The organism is Clostridium sp. C2-6-12 (assembly GCF_009928485.1).
Lineage (GTDB): Bacteria > Bacillota > Clostridia > Clostridiales > Clostridiaceae > Clostridium.
Genome location: NZ_JAABNP010000002.1, coordinates 298,003 through 318,074, shown reverse-complemented (window position 1 = coordinate 318,074; position 20,072 = coordinate 298,003). Strand labels below are relative to the sequence as shown.

At 27.8% G+C, this 20,072-nt stretch carries 22 protein-coding genes and 1 pseudogene; 22 read left to right on the top strand and 1 reads right to left on the bottom strand.

Annotation, left to right across the window (positions count from 1 at the left end; genetic code table 11):
* The first annotated feature begins 370 nt into the window (after nt 1-370).
* From GXK56_RS03210 to GXK56_RS03130, 17 genes and pseudogenes are all read left to right on the top strand, one after another.
* On the top strand, nt 371-853 hold the full coding sequence (locus GXK56_RS03210; RefSeq protein ID WP_160684858.1) for a hypothetical protein: 483 nt from the start codon (nt 371-373) through the stop codon (nt 851-853).
* Nucleotides 854-872: 19 nt separating this feature from the next.
* Nucleotides 873-1,324, top strand: a pseudogene (locus GXK56_RS03205) (hypothetical protein).
* A 51-nt stretch (nt 1,325-1,375) separates the two neighbouring features.
* Complete coding sequence (locus GXK56_RS03200) at nt 1,376-1,534, top strand: hypothetical protein (protein WP_160684855.1); 159 nt, start codon at nt 1,376-1,378, stop codon at nt 1,532-1,534.
* A gap of 15 nt (nt 1,535-1,549) precedes the next feature.
* Nucleotides 1,550-2,182, top strand: coding sequence for an HAD family hydrolase (locus GXK56_RS03195; protein ID WP_160684852.1), 633 nt, complete (start codon nt 1,550-1,552; stop codon nt 2,180-2,182).
* A gap of 101 nt (nt 2,183-2,283) precedes the next feature.
* Nucleotides 2,284-2,517, top strand: coding sequence for a hypothetical protein (locus GXK56_RS03190; protein ID WP_160684849.1), 234 nt, complete (start codon nt 2,284-2,286; stop codon nt 2,515-2,517).
* A 148-nt stretch (nt 2,518-2,665) separates the two neighbouring features.
* Nucleotides 2,666-3,100 (top strand): aminoglycoside 6'-N-acetyltransferase, encoded by a 435-nt coding sequence (aac(6'), locus tag GXK56_RS03185; protein ID WP_160684847.1) that lies wholly within the window; start codon nt 2,666-2,668, stop codon nt 3,098-3,100.
* A 148-nt stretch (nt 3,101-3,248) separates the two neighbouring features.
* A complete protein-coding gene (locus GXK56_RS03180; protein ID WP_160684844.1) occupies nt 3,249-3,977 on the top strand; it encodes a class I SAM-dependent methyltransferase in 729 nt (242 codons plus the stop codon).
* Between the two features lie 438 nt (nt 3,978-4,415).
* The gene (locus tag GXK56_RS03175) at nt 4,416-5,042 is read left to right on the top strand and encodes an HAD family hydrolase (protein WP_160684841.1); all 627 of its coding nucleotides are present in this window, start codon (nt 4,416-4,418) and stop codon (nt 5,040-5,042) included.
* Nucleotides 5,043-5,153: 111 nt separating this feature from the next.
* The gene (locus GXK56_RS03170) at nt 5,154-5,342 is read left to right on the top strand and encodes a hypothetical protein (protein WP_160684838.1); all 189 of its coding nucleotides are present in this window, start codon (nt 5,154-5,156) and stop codon (nt 5,340-5,342) included.
* Between the two features lie 86 nt (nt 5,343-5,428).
* Nucleotides 5,429-6,076 carry a hypothetical protein gene (locus GXK56_RS03165; protein WP_160684835.1) on the top strand — a complete coding sequence of 216 codons (648 nt, stop codon included), beginning with the start codon at nt 5,429-5,431 and terminating at the stop codon, nt 6,074-6,076.
* Nucleotides 6,077-6,207: 131 nt separating this feature from the next.
* Nucleotides 6,208-6,837: a hypothetical protein gene (locus GXK56_RS03160; RefSeq protein WP_160684832.1), complete on the top strand. Its 630-nt coding sequence runs from the start codon at nt 6,208-6,210 to the stop codon at nt 6,835-6,837.
* Between the two features lie 92 nt (nt 6,838-6,929).
* Nucleotides 6,930-7,352, top strand: a complete 423-nt coding sequence (locus GXK56_RS03155; protein WP_160684829.1) for a hypothetical protein — start codon at nt 6,930-6,932, stop codon at nt 7,350-7,352.
* A 43-nt stretch (nt 7,353-7,395) separates the two neighbouring features.
* Complete coding sequence (locus GXK56_RS03150; protein ID WP_243155996.1) at nt 7,396-7,581, top strand: DUF1653 domain-containing protein; 186 nt, start codon at nt 7,396-7,398, stop codon at nt 7,579-7,581.
* 28 nt (nt 7,582-7,609) lie between these two features.
* Nucleotides 7,610-9,550: a sigma-54-dependent Fis family transcriptional regulator gene (locus GXK56_RS03145; RefSeq protein WP_160684920.1), complete on the top strand. Its 1,941-nt coding sequence runs from the start codon at nt 7,610-7,612 to the stop codon at nt 9,548-9,550.
* Nucleotides 9,551-9,787: 237 nt separating this feature from the next.
* Complete coding sequence (locus tag GXK56_RS03140) at nt 9,788-10,873, top strand: 2,3-butanediol dehydrogenase (RefSeq protein ID WP_160684826.1); 1,086 nt, start codon at nt 9,788-9,790, stop codon at nt 10,871-10,873.
* A gap of 565 nt (nt 10,874-11,438) precedes the next feature.
* Nucleotides 11,439-11,837: a hemerythrin family protein gene (locus GXK56_RS03135; protein ID WP_160684823.1), complete on the top strand. Its 399-nt coding sequence runs from the start codon at nt 11,439-11,441 to the stop codon at nt 11,835-11,837.
* Nucleotides 11,838-12,021: 184 nt separating this feature from the next.
* Entirely contained in the window at nt 12,022-12,435 is a 414-nt protein-coding gene (locus GXK56_RS03130) for a hemerythrin family protein (RefSeq protein WP_160684820.1), read from the top strand.
* 215 nt (nt 12,436-12,650) lie between these two features.
* On the opposite strand, the gene GXK56_RS03125 is transcribed toward GXK56_RS03130, so the two are convergent.
* Nucleotides 12,651-14,120: a family 1 glycosylhydrolase gene (locus GXK56_RS03125; protein WP_160684817.1), complete on the bottom strand. Its 1,470-nt coding sequence runs from the start codon at nt 14,118-14,120 to the stop codon at nt 12,651-12,653.
* Between the two features lie 452 nt (nt 14,121-14,572).
* On the opposite strand from GXK56_RS03125, the gene GXK56_RS03120 reads away from it, so the two are divergent.
* From GXK56_RS03120 to GXK56_RS03100, 5 genes are all read left to right on the top strand, one after another.
* Nucleotides 14,573-17,287, top strand: coding sequence for a PAS domain-containing sensor histidine kinase (locus GXK56_RS03120; protein ID WP_243155995.1), 2,715 nt, complete (start codon nt 14,573-14,575; stop codon nt 17,285-17,287).
* A 362-nt stretch (nt 17,288-17,649) separates the two neighbouring features.
* Nucleotides 17,650-17,829, top strand: a complete 180-nt coding sequence (locus tag GXK56_RS03115) for a hypothetical protein (RefSeq protein WP_160684814.1) — start codon at nt 17,650-17,652, stop codon at nt 17,827-17,829.
* 94 nt (nt 17,830-17,923) lie between these two features.
* Nucleotides 17,924-18,409 carry a hypothetical protein gene (locus tag GXK56_RS03110; protein ID WP_160684811.1) on the top strand — a complete coding sequence of 162 codons (486 nt, stop codon included), beginning with the start codon at nt 17,924-17,926 and terminating at the stop codon, nt 18,407-18,409.
* 50 nt (nt 18,410-18,459) lie between these two features.
* Nucleotides 18,460-19,017 carry a YdeI/OmpD-associated family protein gene (locus GXK56_RS03105; protein ID WP_347707930.1) on the top strand — a complete coding sequence of 186 codons (558 nt, stop codon included), beginning with the start codon at nt 18,460-18,462 and terminating at the stop codon, nt 19,015-19,017.
* Nucleotides 19,018-19,470: 453 nt separating this feature from the next.
* Entirely contained in the window at nt 19,471-19,932 is a 462-nt protein-coding gene (locus GXK56_RS03100) for a hypothetical protein (RefSeq protein WP_160684808.1), read from the top strand.
* The last annotated feature ends 140 nt before the right edge of the window (nt 19,933-20,072 follow it).

The window sequence follows — 20,072 nt, the reverse complement described above, 5'->3', positions numbered from 1 at the left end:
CTAATTTTAACAATGGAGGCTTGCATTTTCTATGCGTTAATTTTTTTACGCTTACATTACAACTTTAAATTATATAGTTTTATTTTTTGGAATTATTAGTGAGTTGATTATAAATATTACAAATTATTAAAATTTCATTAGTATTTTGAAAAAATTTACTTAACATAGTATAATTACATTAATTACCGATTTGAGGGACGGATCTCTTGGTAAATGTTATGCTTAGTGGTAACTAAATAAGAAATGATAATTAATAATTAATGGAATAAATACATGGTTGAGGTTTTTAGTTATTTGCTAGAGAACCTTTTTATTAATTAATCTGCATATTGATTATTATTCAAAAGAATTTTAGGAGGAGCAATTAGAAATGAATTATATATATTATTTTATTGTAGGTGCTGTCATAATATTTAATTTAGTAACTTATATATTCAGAAAAAACAAGGTTGGAAATATCTTAGAGAGTATTAGGACCTCAAATGGACAATTCATTTCTGAAATTATTTTTGGATTGATATTTTTGATGATGGATGGATACTTTTTATATTTGGAAGTAGTAGTTGATCATGAACCAATAAAAATATCAACTCATAGCCTAATGTTTATTGGAATAATAATGCTAATTAATGCAGGAACTTCTAACACTTTTATAGGTGGAAAGGGAATTTCATTTGCAACAATGCCATTTTATATACCATTAAACAAAATATCAGGTTATGTAATTGAAGATGGCAAGCTTATTTTAAATAGATTTAATATGGCTGACTACAGGATAGCAATTAATATTGCGGATAGTAATAGGATAATTAATGTAATGGATCAACTTAAAATAGAAAATAAATGTAAATGATAGATAAGGAGAATTAGATATGGTACATTTGGTATATTGTGATGATAAAGAAAAGGTATTAGAAAAAATATTAGATGGTTCTAAAACAATGATTATTAGAGCTGCAGCAGGAAGAAAGATTCCTCACAGTAGAGTTTTTGAAGGAGAGAAACTTTATTTTATGAAAAAAGGTACAGCAAAAATTTCTGCAACGGCAACCGTAAAATCAGTTCAAAATCATGTTAAATTATCTGAGGATGAAATAGTAAAGGAGCTTTCTGATAATCAAGGAAAACTAAATTTATCTAAAAAACAACAAGAACGTTGGCATAAAAAATGTATGTGCTTAGTAGAGTTTGAAAATGTTAGTGAAATAGAACCTCTTGACTTTGAACATCAAGGAAATATGGACGATTGGCTTATTATCGAAAAATTCAAGATGTAGTTGTGGGGACAAGCATTCCATATAACTATGACAAATCTAAATTTTAGGTAGTACTCCTATGATGATATTATCAATGGTAATTTGAGGAGGAAATGTTTATGAAGAAAGTAAATTTAAATCATATAAAATCTTGGTTTCGTAAAACCGCAGAGAACTTTAGATTACCATATGGAAATATTATTTTGAAAATGGAAATAAAGAAGTGTAGCTTGTATTACTGCACAAATGTAAAAGATGATGAACTTAATGTAAGGTAAACTGGAGGAGATGGAATGGAAAATATTAAATGTATATTTTTCGATATAGGTTATACATTGATTAATGAGGATGATGTATGGGTGCAAAGATGTATAGAGCAAGCAGAAATGGAAGAAGCGAAAATGTTGGGACTTTCGAATAAGGATATATATGAGGAAATTATTAGAGCATCTATAACATATCAACCCCAATATAGAACTGTTGTAAAGAAGTTTGGTTTTTTAAAAGCTGCTCCATATCGCCATGAACTTGAAAAATTATATGATAATGCTGATTTAGTTTTACATTTATTATCACAAAGATATAAACTTGGTATTATTGCAAATCAAACAGACGGGCTTGTAGAAAGATTAAATTCATGGGGCATTTCAAAGTATTTTTCATTTATATTTTCTTCATGGGATTATCAAATTATGAAACCAGATATAAAACTATTTCAAATAGCACTAGAACAATCAGGATGCAATGCTTCTGAAACAGTTATGGTTGGAGATCGTTTAGATAATGATATATTTCCAGCAAAAGCCATTGGAATGAAAACAATATGGATTAAACAAGGTTTTGGTGGAGTGCAGAAACCTAAATCAGATGAATACATTCCAGATACAGAAATTACAAACTTAAATGAATTGTTAGATATATTATGAATGTGTCATTTGATTTGTAATATAAATTGTGTGTAGAAATAAAGGTTTTACATTTGTTAAATTGTGAATAAAAGGGAAGCGAAAAATAAGGAGCAATATATATGATTGACTCGTACAACTATATTTTGGAGATTTTTAAGAAAAGTTCTAATATTTTATTTGGTATTTCCAATATAGACTTTAGTGAATATAAATCTGATTATAAATGTGCATTGGCTTTTGCAGTTCCTCATAGGGAATTATTGGGTTCAAATGGTTATAAAGAGGAGAAATTTGAAAGTTTAATATGTGAAGCTCGGGATAGTATCAATATATTATTGAAGAGATTACTTTAAAAGCACATCATAGAAAACATTCTTGTGGATTGTGTATGGTATCATGTCCAATTGGAATATAAAAATATATGAAAGTTTGTTTGCTTCATTATTAATAGATGAAACAATAAACAATTATAAATCAATGAATATTTGGAGGTTACAAACAATGATAAAAAAAGCTGGAATTGAGGACAGCAAAATAGTAGCTGAATTGGCTTTACAACTATGGCCAAGCCATGAAATTAATGATATGGAAAAAGAAATGATAAATTACATTGATTCAGAAAATGGAGCAGTTTTTATTTATTTTAGTGAAACTAGAGGAGTTGGTTTTGCACAGTGCAGTTTAAGAAATGATTATGTTGAGGGAACAAAAAGCAGTCCTGTTGGCTATTTAGAAGGTATTTATGTAGATGCTAATCACCGTAAGAGAGGTGTTGGGAAACAACTTCTTACTCAATGTGAAGAATGGGCAAAAAGTAAGGGCTGCATAGAATTTGCAAGTGATTGTGAATTAAATAATACAGAAAGTTTAAAATTCCATTTACAAATCGGTTTTGAGGAAGCAAATAGAATAATTTGTTTTAAGAAAAAGCTATGATGATATAGTTATTGTAGGAAGTTTTCATATTTGAAGTTATTACAAATAGAAACTTAGTTTTTACTTCTGAAGCAGCAAAACTAATAGCATAGAATTGTGATGGAATTGACCATCATGGATATATAATTTTTATTTATGGAGGAATATAATGAATAATGATTTTAAAATATACGCTGAAAATATAGAAAAGCCTTGGAATGTAATGTACTACAGAATAGTATGGGAGCAATTACCTCAAATGACTAATTCTAAAATTCTTGATTTTGGTAGTGGCCTTGGGATAACAGCAAATTATCTATCCAAAGATAATAATGTAGTTGCAATAGAACCTGATATGAATATGGTAGAGATGAGAAAAAGTGAAAATAATTATAATCAAATTATTGGTGGGATAGAAAGACTTAAGGAGCAAGAAGATGATTCTTTTGATGCTGTAATATGTCATAATGTTTTTGAATATGCAAAGGAACGTGAAGATTTATTCAGAGAATTCTATAGAGTACTAAAACCAAATGGAATAATATCTATAGTAAAACATAATCATGCTGGAAGAATTATGGCTAAGGCTATTTTTGAAAATAATTTAGATGAAGTTATGAGATTGCTAAATGATGAAGTATGTAGTGCTGCCTACTTTGGAGAAATAAACTATTATACTGTTGATCATATTAAAGAATGGATAGGGGAGTTAAACATAAATATAGAAAAAGTGCTTGGAGTTAGAACTCTATTTGGATTACATCCCAATAATGAAATAAGATATGATCAAATTTGGCAAGAGAAAATGTTTGAAATTGAAATGAAAGTTTCAGATATAGAGGAATACAGAAATATATCTTTTTATCATCATGTGTTATTAAGAAAAAACAAAGTATAAGCTAGTGCAAAATAGAAGAATAATTATTTCAAAACAAAACACATAAAGTTTTGTTTTGTGCAACTATAAATTCTTTTAAAAGATAAAAATATTTGTAGTAAAGTGAAATTAATTATTGCTAAAGGAGAAAACAATGGAAATAAATAAAATAGAATCTATTATTACTACTGACTTAAATAAACCTGAAGAGATAATTAGAAAAAATATAGAAGATTTACTTGAGAAATATAAAATTCAATATTAGCAGTAGCTAGTCTATTTTTGCATTACTTATTTAAGAAATAGATAAATTAAATTCAATATATCCTTGTAGGATGAGAAGGTGTAAATTTATAAGTATTTTATCAATAAAGGCTTTTACATAATAAAAATAAATTATAAGTAAATAAGTAAAAAAGGAGCTTTTAATAGAAATAATAATGAAATTTGGAGGAAAAAATGAATATAGATAGCATTATTTTTGATTTAGATGGAACTCTTTGGAATTCAATAGAAGGAGTATGTGATGCATGGAAAACCGTATTATCGAAGTACCCAAATATAAAAAGAGTTGTAACGCCTAAAGATATGGAAGGATGTATGGGACTTCAGGTAAATGAAATAGGTAAGAAGTTATTTCCAGACTTAGATGAAGATTTTCAAATGAAATTAATGAAAGAATGTTGTGATGCAGAACAAGTTTATTTAGGTGAACATGGAGGAAAACTATACCCTAAATTAGAAGAAACACTTAAAGTGTTATCTGAAAAATATAAATTATTCATAGTTAGTAATTGTCAAGATGGATATATTCAATGTTTTTTTAAAGCACATAAATTAGATAAATACTTTAATGATATAGAATGTTCTGGTGTAACAGGATTATCAAAAGGAGAAAATAATAAAATTATTATAAAAAGAAACAAATTGAAAAGTCCAATTTATGTAGGAGACACTAATGGAGATGCGCAGTCAGCAAAAGTCGCAGAAATACCATTTGTTTATGCAAGATATGGGTTTGGTAATGTTAAAGAATATGATTATGTCATTGATAGCTTTGAAGAAATGCTAACTTTAGAATTATAGAAATTTTGGGAGAAAGTGATTTGATAGTGTAAAGTGAGCCATGAAAAAAATAGAAATAAAAGAAACCTAACAATATTAGTAAAGAATATATAATTTTAAAGAGGTAGAGATATGAGTAATTCAAAAACAAAGATTTGTAGAATAATATTGGTGTTTTGCATTATTATTCCAATATTAATTTTATTATTTGATATAATTAGCAGAAATAGTTATAAGGCTATTTCGTATTGCATAATACCAGTCATTATAGGTGTTAGTGGATTAATAACAAGTTATTCTTCAACGAAGAAAAAAGAGTAAAATACTTATAAATTATATTATTTATATGAAAAGAAGATATATAATAGTGTCCAAGATATAAATTATATTTTAGTGAGGTAAATAATTTGAGAATTTTAATAGGACAACCGATCCATGAAACTGGAATAAAACAAATGATAAAGGAAATAGAAAACAATAAGGATGTTGATATTGTATTATATCCTGAAGGTTATTTATCAAGTGAAGAAGTGTTAGAAAGCGCTTGTAAAATCGCTAAAGAATATAATGTTACAATTATTACAGCATATAGGAAAGACAATAAGGATAGAGCAGTAATAATAAGCAATAGTGGTGAGAAGGTTTTGGATAGAGGAAAAACTCCACCTAAAGAGGAGGAAGAGTTAAATCCACCTTTAGTAATTGATTATAACAATATGACAATTGGATATTTGCTATGTATGGAAATATTAAAAGGTGTTAGAGATTTAAAGAAGATAAGTTCAAAAATTAGTTTTATTTCACATCCAATAGGAGTTGGAATGTTTAGTGATGAACAATTCGAGGAATGGATAACTGAAGCAAAAAATATTGCTAAGACATATAAAACAATTATAATGGGAACAAGTCATGCAGATGGTTCTTTTAGAAATTGTGGAGTATCCATTCCTATATCTTATTGTATAGATAGTAGTGGAGAACCTATATTTATATCAAAATCAGATGTAAGGAGTAGAATTGTAAACCTAATAACAAAAGAGGTTGAATTTGCTTAAAGCTTATAGTTGATGAGCAATATTAATTCATGGAAAAAATTAAATATTACTAATTACTACATGGGTTATCTAGAAAGAATTCTTTTAAGTCAGATAATGATGTAAAAGCAAGATAAAGTTGGGGGCGTAAAATGAAAAAAGAAAATCTAAAAAGAATAATTACTATAGGATTAATAGCAACAAGTTTTTTTACATTAGTTCCAATAAGAGCAGGTGCAGAATGGAAACAGGATTCTAATGGTTGGTGGAATACAGAAGAAAGTTCATATTCAGTAGGTTGGAAAGAAATTAGTGGGAAGTGGTATTATTTTGATAATAATGGATATATGAAAACAGGATGGATTGAGTATCATAACAAATGGTATTATTTAAATAGTGATGGTTCTATGGCTAAAAATACTACTATTGAAGGATATTTATTAGATTCTAATGGAGCTTGGACACAAACAACACAAAATAGTTCTTCAATTTCAAAAGAAAACAATGGAAAAAATCTAAATGTAGTTAGTAATAATAATAAAGTTTCTGATTCAAATAACTTGATTAGTGGAAATATTGAAGAAGCTGTAAGTCAATCAATAAAAAGTAAAGGAGAAAATGGATATCTTAAGGGGGAAGTCGCCACTGAAGGACATATAACTTTGGAAACAGAGGAAAAAGATAATGAGGTAAAAGCTTATACACTTTCAAGTTTCGGTTATTTCGGCTTCGAAAATGGTATTTTCACTAAGATTAGTGGGAGTGAGCAATACCTACAGTAATAACATTTTCTAAAAATACAAATGGAGGATATTCACTTATTAAATATAAAGAGCCAATTGATGGAGAAGATTATGCAGCTTCTATAAAAGAGATGTTTCCAGAAAGATTATGGAATAAAGTATTGAAGAATGATAATAAAGATTATTCTAAGCTTGCTGAATCACAAGAAACTCAAGCTAAGGAATACTTAATAAAAATAGGAAGATCTGCTCAAGTGAATTCACAATATGTGGAAAAAGCACTTCCAGATATTAATGTTTCTGCAGAAAATAAACTATTTGCATATTGGGGAAAAAATGATTGGTTTTTAAATGATTGTCCTAATTGGCTTGGCACAAAGGAGAAAGTGGAAAATGGTGTGAGATTGATATACGAAACAGCTCAAAGCAAAAGTAATGACGGATATGACTTAATTACGTTTAAAGAAACAAAAGCAGATGGAACAGTAGTTGAAGAACGTATTTACAAAATTGTAGGAAGTGAACCTATACTTCAGAAAAGAGAAAACAAATAATATTCTAACTAATCAAGTTTTAGGTGAAATTTAAGAGGAATAGTTGAAATTAGCACATAATATTATTATAGGATCAGAAGCTATGTCAGGAGGAATAAATGAATATTTGGTGCTTTATCAAGCCCTTTATTGGGAAAAATGGATATGGGTTAGACCTTTGAGTATGTTTTTAGATGCTAAAGAGGTTGATGGTAAAATTGTAAATAGATTTGAAGAGATCAATGAATAATGATGAAAGTAATAATGGAGAGAGACATATGGAAGGTTATATCGAATTTATCACTAAAGCATGGGAAAATTTTATAGAAACAGGAAAAGTACATCCTAAGGTTAGAAAAGAAATAGCTGATTCTTGGATAAGATGCAGAAAGTATGGAGTTAATCCTTATAACGGGAGAGGAAATATTAACCACACTAATATAAATATGTTAATTAATAAAAATAATGAACTTATTTCTGTTGCAAGACCTGTTATAGAAAGTATATATAGCATGGTCCATGGATCGGGTTTTGCTATATTCTTAGTTGACAAAGAAGGTTACATAATAGATATAATTGGCGATAAAGATATAATGGAAAGGGCTGAAGAATTAAATTTCTTAAAGGGTGAATTATGGTCTGAAAAGGTAGTTGGAACTAATGCAATAGGAACTGCTTTGTATCTTAATAAACCAGTTCAAACTATAGGGGCAGAGCATTATGGAATAAATCAACACTCATGGACATGTTCAGCTGCACCAATTTATGATGAGGACGATAATTTAATTGGATGTATAAATATGTCAGGTAATTATTATAATGCCCATTCTCATACATTAGGAATAGTAACTGCAGCAGCTCAATCAATTCAAAAACAAATGGAATTAGCAATATCATATAGATTGCTTAATGTGACCTTCAATTCCATATCAGAAGGCATGATTGTTATGAACGAGCATATGAAAATAAAAAGAATTAATGGACAGGCGCTAAAAATATTAAATATATCTTTAGAAGAAGCCATGAATATGGAAATTAGCCATGTACTAAAAGAAATTGATTTTTACAAATTTATGAAAGCTGAAAATAAATTTTTGAATAATATAGAATGGGATTTTTCAATAAATAATGAAAGAATAAAGTGCGTTATAAATATCATTCCCTTAAATAGTAAGGGAAAAAATAGTGGGATGGTAATAACTTTTTCAAAAGTTGAAGCAGTGCATAAATTAGTGAACAAATTTGCTGGTTATAAAGCTAAGTATGAGTTTAAAGATATTACGACAAATAATTTGGAAATGAAAAAAATGATAAATTTTTCTAAAAAAGCGGCAAAAAGTGACTGTAATATCTTGATTCAAGGAGAAAGTGGTACTGGCAAAGAATTAATTTCACAATCAATACATAATTATAGTAATCGAGCAAGAGGTCCATTTGTTGCAGTGAACTGTGCGTCAATTCCAAGTGAACTTGTTGAAAGTGAATTATTTGGATATGAAAAAGGGGCCTTTACTGGAGCTTCAAAGGAAGGTCATCCAGGAAAATTTGAATTGGCAGATGGGGGCACAATCTTTCTAGATGAAATTGGGGAATTGCCTTTAGATATTCAAAGTAAGCTTCTTAGAGTATTGGATAATGGAAAGATTGTAAGAGTAGGAGGAACTTTTGAGAAGCAGTTAGATGTGAGAATTATTGGGGCTACTAATAGAATATTGAAAAATGAAATAAAGAGGCAAAATTTCAGAGAGGATTTATATTATAGATTAAGTGTAATGGAAATAAAAACAATACCTCTTAGAAGAAGAAAAGAAGATATGGATTTACTTGTAAGTGAATTTATTAATAATTTAAACTTAAAAAATAAAAACAAAATTATAAATGTAAAACAATCATATATAGATGATCTGAAAAAATATGATTGGCCTGGGAATATACGAGAACTTAAAAATGTGGTTGAAAGAGATTATTATATAAGTGAAGATGAAATGATAAATACAGAAGAATTAGATTATATTAATAACAATGAAGATATTATTGATACAAAGCCATTAAAAGAAGAATTAACAATAATACCTCTCAGTGAATTAGAGGAAAATGCAATAAGAAATGCAATAAAAAAATGTGATGGGAATATTCAATTAACAGCAAAACTATTAAACATAGGAAGAGCAACTTTATATAGAAAGTTAAAAAGCTATGGATTAGATGTATCAAAATGAGAATAATAGATAAAGTGTATCAAAACGAGAAAATAAAGTGCATCGTTTTGATACACTTTCTGTTTTATGAGAAATTCATTAATTCTATTATATATTTTTGATTGACATAAAATAAGACGTGTAAGGTTATAAAAATGAAAAATATAAATTTATGGTATATCTGATATTTTTGGCATTAATATTGCTTTTATATAAAATGTGAATAAATTAACAATATATTGTTAGGAGGAAATTTATATGAAAGCAGCTTTATGGTACGAAAAGAAGGATGTTAGAGTTGAGGAAATTGAAGAGCCAAAAGTTATTACAAGTGATGGTGTGAAGATTAAAGTAAAATGGTGCGGTATATGCGGATCAGACTTACATGAATATTTAGGAGGACCTATATTTATACCAGTTGGACAACCACATCCATTAAGTGGAACAACTGCACCAGTAGTTTTAGGACATGAATTTTCAGGAGAAGTTGTTAAGCTTGGTAGTAGTGTAACAAATTTTAAAGTTGGAGATAGAGTAATAGTTGAACCAATTGTTGCATGTGGAAAATGTCCAGCATGTCTAGAGGGTAAATACAACCTATGTTCTTCTTTAGGCTTCCACGGACTTTGTGGAAGTGGAGGCGGATTAGCTGAATATACAGTTTTTCCAGAAAAATTTGTACATAAAATACCAGACGAAATGTCTTATGAACAAGCTGCTTTAGTTGAACCAATGGCAGTAGCCTTACATTCAATTAGAGTTGGTAAATTTCAAACGGGAGATACTGCATTAGTTTTAGGGTCAGGCCCAATAGGACTTGCAACTATAGAATGTCTGAAAGCAGCAGGTGCAAAATTAGTAATAGTGTTACAAAGAAAATCAATAAGACAAGAATATGCTAAAAGAGCAGGAGCAGATGTAGTGCTAGATCCTAATGAAGTAAATATAGCAGAAGAAGTTAAAAGACTTACAAATGGATTAGGAGTTGATGTAGCTTTTGAAACTACAGGGGCTCAAATTGGTCTTGATATAGGTATTGAAAGCTTAAAATTTGAAGGAACTTTAGTAATAACAAGTATTTGGGAAAATGATGCAAAAATTAACCCTAATTTATTAGTATTCACTGAAAAGAAAATAGTGGGAACTTTAGCATATAGACATGAATTTCCAGCAACTTTGGCTCAAATGAAGGATGGAAGAATAAAAGCAGAAGGCTATGTAACAAAGAAAATACATCTAGACCATATAGTTGAAGAAGGTTTTGGAGCATTAACAGGACCAGAGAAAAAGAAACATGTTAAGATTTTAGTAACACCCGATAAAGAACTTTTATCAGATAACTAATAATGTGTATTAATTTAAGAATACTAATAAGATAAATCTGATAGTTTTAGTCTTGTATTGTTATAAAAAATATGTTAATATAAATTCAAACATTAAACAAAATTTTAACTCCCAAGAATAATTACAACATCCTTTTTAAGCATTATTTCTAGATAAGTATAATAGAGAGTAAAATCTTTATTATACTTATTTTTTTATCTCTAGTATATATTTTAACCTTAATATACGGTAAAAATCAAAAAGGATACCTAAGGATATAATTAATGGATTTTAATTATGTAAATCATATAATTATTTAAATGATGGACTCCCTAAAAGGTATCTTGATGAGAAAAATATAAATATAAATTTAAGAGGTTATTACAATATTACAATATCTATTTTGGATTCAGATACTAATAAACTTTATATTTATAAATCAGATACATGACATAATGTTTACTTCTTAAAGCTTTTAATTATTTATTTAAATTATAAAAAAATGCATTAATATATAAAAATATTCTCTATATAAAGAATATATGGTAAAATAAATAATAATATTGTAGAAAGAAGGGGAAATATAATGTTGGTGTGGAAAAATGAATATTCAATAGGGGTTGACATAATTGATAAGCAACATTTTCATTTATTTGAAATCGGAAATCAAGCATATGACCTATTAAAAAATGAACTTAGACTTGATAAGTATGATGAAGTTATACAAATACTAGAAGACTTACGTCAATATACTAAATTTCATTTTCAAACTGAAGAAAGTTACATGATGAAGATTGATTCTCCTCAACTGCCGAGCCAAAAAATAGAACATGCAGAGTTTATAAAAAAGATATATGATATTGATTTTAGAAGATTGGATGAAGATACCAATAAGTATTTAGATGAGATACTATCTTTTATTTTCAACTGGATATTAGACCATGTTTTACATAAAGACAAATTAATAACAAAAAATCAAGTTTAAAAAAATAGCAGTTAACTAAAATAGGAGTGGCTTTTGCTGCTCTTTATATTATTATTAAATTTAGATAAAATGAATAATAATGGAATTATTTGTAGAAATAATTGTTATAATTAATCAAGAAAGCGTATACATAATGTGATAATATTAAGATAGCTATTATATATTATGAAGGGTGTGTGGTTTCATGAGGTTAAAATGGGATGAGTCCTTGGAAATAGGTCATGAAAATATTGATAATCAGCATAAAGAATTGCTTGAAAGAATAGTTTACTTTTTTGATTCAATAAATTCAGGTACGGGTAAGGAAGAAGTACTTAGAACATTAGATTTTCTTGAAAGATATACTAATAAGCATTTTAATGATGAAGAAGAGATTCAGAGAAATTACAATTATCCTAGATATAGGCAACAAACAATACAACATCAAGTATTTAGAAATCAATTAGGTGAGATAAGATATATATGTGAGAGATATGGAGTCACTGGAGCCATTACTAATTATATGGAACAAAAAATAGCAGATTTTTGGGAATATCACATAAATAATTTAGATAAAGATCTTGGACAATATCTAAAAGAAAAGACAACTATAAAATAACTGGTTGGATTAAAATCATATTTTTGCATTATTTAAAGATATGGCGGAACATAAAAATAGAACAGCCTGCTAGGGTGTAACAGACTATTCTAAATACTGGCTCATATTAATTATTTTTGGGAGAAATAATAATGTTTTAACCTTATGTTTTTATTATAAAACATATTTGTGACAGTATTATGTCAATTCTGATAAGTTTATAATAAATATTATCTTTATATTAAATCAGCACCATTTGATTCAATTACTTTTTTATACCAGTAAAATGAGTCTTTCCTACTTCTAGCCATTGTACCAGTTCCGTCATCATGTTTATCTACATAGATAAAGCCATAACGCTTTCTCATTTCACCAGTACCAGCACTAACTAAGTCAATACAGCCCCAAGTTGTGTAGGCAATAAGGTCAACACCATTATTAACTGCTCTTTCCATAGCCTTAATATGCTCGCGATAGTAGTCAATACGGTATGGATCATGAATAGAGCCATCCGCTTCAACTGTATCAAAAGCACCTAATCCATTTTCTACTACTAATAGTGGTTTTTCATAACGATCATAAATCATTTCCAAGTAGTATTGAAGTCCATCTGGATCTAAAGCCCAGCCCCAGTCAGAATAAGTTAAATATTCATTACGTGCTCCAGCTGAAAAATTACCGCCTACCTTATCTTTTGTATCATGAGTTGTTACGTTGTTAGACATATAGTAAGAAAATGAATACATGTCCACAGTACCGCTTTTTAAATCAATTAAATCTTGTTCCGTAATATCTAATTTCACATTATGCTCAGCCCATAAACGTTTTGCATATGTTCCATATTTTCCTTTACATTGAACATCTCCACAGTAGAATATACCTTTTTCCCATGTATGACGATTAAGTAGAATATCTTTAGGATCACAAGTTCCAGGATAGAAAGTTATTCCGCAAATCATACATCCAATCATGTTTTCAGGGTCTATTTTGTGACCAGCTTGCACAGCTTTAGCACTTGCTACAAGTTGATGATGTAAAATTTGATAACCATCTTCATACATTTTATCTGTAGCTTTATTACCAAACATTTCTAAGAACATTACAGTGTTATTGATTTCGTTAAAGGTTAACCAGTATTTAACCAATCCTTTGTATTCCTTGAAACAAGTAGAAGCAAATCTTTCATAGAATTCAATCAATTTACGATTTGTCCATCCACCATAGTTTTCTTCTAAGTAAAGTGGCGTATCAAAGTGCCAAATTGTAACCAACGGCTCAATGTTGCGCTTTTTACATTCTTTAAAGACATTACGATAAAATTCAATGCCTTTTTCATTTGGAATTTCTTCATCTCCCCTTGGATATAAACGAGACCAAGAAATAGACATACGAAACATTTTAAAGCCCATTTCAGAAAATAAAGCTATATCCTCTTTATAATAATGATAAAAATCAATTCCGTCATGATTAGGATATAATTCAGTATCTAAAACAGCATATTTTGCTCCTTCAGGAATAGGCATACCTCTTCCTACTTTTCCAGGCTTTCCATCTTTATCAATGTAAGTTATCATTCTAGATTCTTTTACAGAACCTCCAGTAGTAACATCGGTCATTGCTGGTCCACGTCCATCTACATTCCATGCACCTTCACATTGGTTTGCAGCTGTAGCTCCTCCCCAAAAAAATCCTTCTTTAAAGCTCATAATTACTCCTCCTTCAAATTAATTTTGTGTAAACAATCCTATTTTTCATAAATAGCTAAGATTACGTATTTATTTTATAAAAAAACTCTTCGATTAATTATAGCATATTTTGTAAAAATGTACTTTTAAATAGAAAAAGTAAGACAGATAAAATAATAAACAATTAAAAAATAAAAAAAACAAGAAGATATTTTAGAGTAAGTAAATTCATAAGTCTGGGAGTGAAAAACATATAAGCTGAATTTAATATGTTTTTTTGAGTTTATTTTGGATTCACGCAAAGAATTTGTAAAGGGAAGTAAAATTTTAGAAGAAAATGTTTATAATATTTTGCTGTATAAATATAACAATTGGTAGCAATTTTGGAAAATGTGCAGTAAAATTAGAAATAGGAAAAAATGTGTAAAAATGTATTAAAAGCTATTATATAAAGTAGTATAGGGGGAGTTTTTGTGATATGTAAAATAGATTATAGTTTCTATAAACATAGGTCATATGTATTAACTAGCAATGGAAAAGTCATTGATATAGGAGAAGATTTTTTAGAATTGACTGGTTATGCTAAAGAGGATATTTTATATAAAAATATGTTTGAAGTTTGCAATGAACTATTAAGAATGACTATTGATTTATATGATCGAGACAGTAGTATTGGGGAGAAGGAAGGTTTCATTTTTACAAAATCACTTGAAGCAAGGGAAATTAGATTATCAACAATAGAAATAAGCAGCAGTAATGAAAAAGTTTACTATATTGTGGAAAAGTCTAATTCAAGACTTGAAGATAAGTTTCCATATGTTGAGCAGATTTTTTTAGATAATAAATATGGTATATGTATATATTCAAAAGATTTAGTTTTATTAAAAGCTAACCCGACCTTTTTAAGCAATTTTGCTGAACCATACAATACAAAAGAAAATAGTATTGGTCTAAAATTAGAAAAGGTTAGTGAGGAATTTAAAGGAAGTAACTATGAAAGAATACTACATGATGTGATTAATAAAGGTGAAGTTTATCATAGTCCAGACTATATTCATAAAGAATCAATAAAATGCACACATTATTGGAATGCTTCAATTATACCTATTTTAGAAAATGGAAGTGTGAAATATTTAATTCAAAATGTTACGGATGTTACAGAAAATGTACTAAATAAAAAGCGTATCGAAGATCAAAATAGATTAATAAAAGAACAAAAAGAACAAGTGGAAGCTATAATTGAAAATATGTCTGATGCTGTATTAGTATTTGATGGGGACGGCAAATACACTACTTTCAATAAAACAGCAAGAGAAGTTTATCTTCCTATATTCAATAATCTTATTTATGCTGGAGATGGACTTATACAAACTGAATATTATGATGATGACGGGCATTTAATTTTAGAAGATGATATTCCATCTCGAAGAGTGATTAGAGGAGAAAAATTAATAGGTTATAGAATGTGTGTAAAGTCAGACAAGAATGCTATTTATATAGAGGTAAATGGAGTCCCAATTTATGATAAAGAAGGCAATTTTACAGCAGGGGTGCTTTGCTTACGAGATATTACTGAAAAAGTAAAAATTAAGAATGAATTACAAGAAAGTGAAGCAAAATATAAGAGTTTATTTAATAATATGAATCTTGGACATTCGTATTATAAAATAATCACAGATGAAGCTGGAAAACCTATTGATTATATAATAACGGAAGCCAACCCTGCATATGAGAGAATTACAGGGAATAAATGTAATGAATTTATTGGGAAAAAGGCTACAGAAGCATTTCTAAACCTTAATAATTCAAATGTTGATTGGATTACTTTGTTTGGCGAAGTTGCATTAACAGGTAAACCAGTATCTATGGAAATTTATTCAGATATAATGGAAAGATGGTATAATGTTAGCTATTACTGTCCTAAAAAGGGATATATAGCTGCTATATTTTCAGATATAACTTCAATAAAAGAAAGTGAAAAAGATTTGAAACGAATAAAAAAAAGATTGATAGAGGCTCATGAATTAGCACATTTAGGAGATTGGGAATTTGATGTTATAAAAAATAAATTCTACTGGTCAGATGAAATATATCGTATATATGGATTTGAACCACAATCCTTTGTTCCTACTAACAAAATTATAAGTAAATATATTTATCCAGAAGATTTACAATATATTAAACAGGCAGAAGCAGATTTATTAGCTGGGACTATAGATAGTATTGAATATAGATATGTTGGTGTTAATAACAAAACTGGCTGGATTAGTTTAAAAGCTAAAAAATATTTTGACATGCAGGGTAATCTGATTTATTTTAGGGGAACAATACAAGATATTACAGAGAGAAAGCTCCTTGAGGAAGAAATAACAAAAGCCAAGGAGGCGGCAGAAGAAGCAAATCAATTGAAAAGTGAATATATAGCTAATATGTCACATGAACTTAGGACACCAATAAATGTAATGCTAGGTGGAATTCAATTATTTGAGTTATATATTAAGGGAGATATGTTTTCGAATAAAGGAAAAATGGCAAAACATATGGCATCAATGAAACAAAATTGTTTAAGGATTTTAAGATTAGTAAATAATTTAATTGATACAACTAAAATTGATGCTGGATTTATGCAAATTGACTTAAAAAATCATAATATAGTTAGTGTGGTTGAAGAAATAACACTATCAACTTCTGAATTTGTTAAACTTAAAAATATTGAGCTTATATTTGACTGTGATTTTGAAGAAATGATAATAGCTTGTGATGTTGATATGATTGAAAGAATAATTCTTAATATTCTTTCAAATGCAGTTAAATTTACAAAAATTAATGGTTATATTCATGTAAAGGTTTCAAAAGATGAGGAAAATATTATTATATCAATTAAAGATAATGGAATTGGTATACCAGAAGATAAGCTCAGTATGATATTTGAACGTTATAAACAGGTTAATAAATCGTTTACTAGAGAACAAGAAGGTAGTGGTATAGGTTTATCTTTAGCAAAATCACTTGTAGAAATGCACGGAGGTAATATTATTGCTAAAAGTATATTGGGTGAAGGTAGTGAATTTATAATACAATTACCATATAAAATGATTACATTTGAATCTAAAAAAGAAAGCTATATGGAAAATGACCATAGTTTTATTGAAAAAATGAATGTTGAATTTTCGGATATATACAAATAAGCTTATTATAAAAATATATCAACAATATCCTTAAAAAATATTGTTGATATATTTTCTTTGAATTTAATAAATCATATACATAAATTGACCACAACTCAGGAAGAATATGGAACCTAGTTACAATATGTGGTATTATAATAAAAGTTATACATAAGGTTTTATGGCATAAAGAGAAAGCAAATTATTTTGAATTGAAAATGGTGAAATGTTTATATAGTATACTTCTAGGCGTAGTTGAGAATACTTTAAGTTTTAAGATATTTTTTATAGGAGTATGCATAATCTTCTTAAAAATATGACGAACTTATACTTAGTTTGCCAGGATTTTCTTAAAATTATAATTGTAAATGGGAGAATTTAATATGGGTAATAATAAAAGAAAAGCTAAATTAATTATCATCTATATTGGTGGAATAATATGTTCTGTAATTGCAATAATAGAGTATTTAAATAAAAAGAACCCACTTGAAATTTTTGTGGTAACAATAATGTTAATATTGATGATTGTAAATACTATTTATTATCAAAAAGATATAGAATAGAAATAATTAGATTTATATTGAAAAGGGTGCAAAAATATAATCATATTATATGAGTTATGCAAACTATTGTAATAAAATTTAAAGGAGGGTTAATATGAAAGTTTTAGTTGGTGGGTTTAGAGGAGATACTAATTCAGCAAAATTAATTATAGATAAAATAGAAGGAAAAAATGTTTTTCAAAAAATATATTTAGTAAATAGCTTTGAAACAAGTAAAAATCAATTAAAAGATGAATTAGAAAAAAAGTTTTATGACTTTATTATAATATTTGGACAAAAACCAAAAGTAAAATCTATATATTTAGAGAAAAAGGCCTGTGTTGATGGGGACAAACTAATAACCAGCTATAAATATGATAAATTAGAAAAACTTCTTAAGGACAATGGATTTAATATTGAAATTTCTAATAATGCTGGTAAATATTTATGCAATAATATATTTTACACTGGTTTGAAGTATATTTGTGAAAATAACATTAATACTCAAATTATATTTGTACATATACCAAGTATAAAAAATATTGAGAATATAGATTATTTGGCAAAAACATTTTCAATATTTATTGAGAAGCTTGCTTAATAGTAGATTATAATCCTTACAAAAAAAGTATAAAAGGCGGTGAATTAATTTTGGAACCAATACTGTTTGAAACAAGAAGAGATTTTAGAAATTGGCTAAATAACAATTGCACTACAAGTGGTGGGGTTTGGCTGGTGTTTAGTAAGAATCCATGCATTAAAACCCTTAAAGCTAGTGAAGCTTTGGAAGAAGCCTTATGTTTTGGGTGGATTGATGGTCAAATGCAAAGTATAGATGAAACAAAGTATTTAAAATATTTTGCATTAAGAAGAAAAGGGAGCAAGTGGTCAGAGAAAAATAAAAGTCTTGCAAAAGTTCTTGAAGCGCGAGGTCTAATGACGAATTTGGGGCGAGATAAAATTGAAGAAGCAAAGAAAAATGGAATGTGGGATGTGCCCAAACCAGAACCTATAAAAGATGAGCAGGTGCAAATGTTAGTAGAATTATTAAAAGATATTGAACCAGCATATACAAATTTTAATTCTATGTCTCCATCTGTTAGAAGAAATTATACTGGATTGTATTTTGATGCTAAGTCAGATGATGCAAAAAAGAGAAGGCTTGAAAAAATAATAAATAGACTTAATTCGAATTTAAAGCCAATGTAATAAGCAAATTAAAAGTATAAATAATATAAATATAAATGCTCATGTTTTATTAATAAATGTAGGCATTTTTTATGTAGATTTAAACAAAGGATTATAGAGTGAAGTTTTTATATTACATAAGTTTAATATAAGAAAAACTTATTGTATAGACATAATATGGTGAGTTTTTATTTTTATGTATATAATATAATTGTGTAGAAAAATCAGTTTGATAATAATTAGAGAGCAGTAATAATGTAAAGAAGGATATTAAATGAAAATAAAATTTAAACACATAATAATTGTTATATTAGCATTGATTGTAATTCTATTTTTCATAAATATGATTGCAGTAAATCAATTTATGAAAACTCCAACTGTTGTTGGATAAAAGTATATTTTTTCTATGGTTTCAAAAGAATATTTGAATATAAATTATAGCATTAAAATTTTAAGTAATAGGGAGGAGGTATTATGAAAATAAAAGAAAATTCATTAATAATAAGAAATACTATTGCACGTTACGAACCTTTTACAATAAAAGAGGTGTTTCATACAAAACTTAATAGAGTAGTTCACTATGCTGTTTTTATTGATAATGATCCTTTTGAACGTGAATTAGGTTTTGATAAAATACTTTTTTATAATTACCCCTTTGAACCAAGATTTGGAGAAGGAGATGAAAAAGATAATTATTTTTTAACGAATTTAGAAACAATACTACAAAGAAGGCTTAAAAGTCAACAAGGTGGTCTTAATAATTCTAGAAACATATTAAAAGATGCCATTGCTAATCCTGTAGAAGACCCAATAATTCAGAAGAGACATATAGATTCTATTAAAGCATATATTTTGGAAAGAAACAAAAGGATTGACTTTATTAAATCTGCAGAAGAAAAATTGAAAATAAATTTTAGATGCAATTCAATAAATTAATAGTAAAAACAACTGGTGGTAAAGAGTTGAATAAAAATCCATGTATTTGTTAAATCATTTTACATAATAACTTATATTAAAAGAGAGTATATCAATTTAAGACATTAATTTTACGTTAGAATATGGAAATAGGAAAAAAG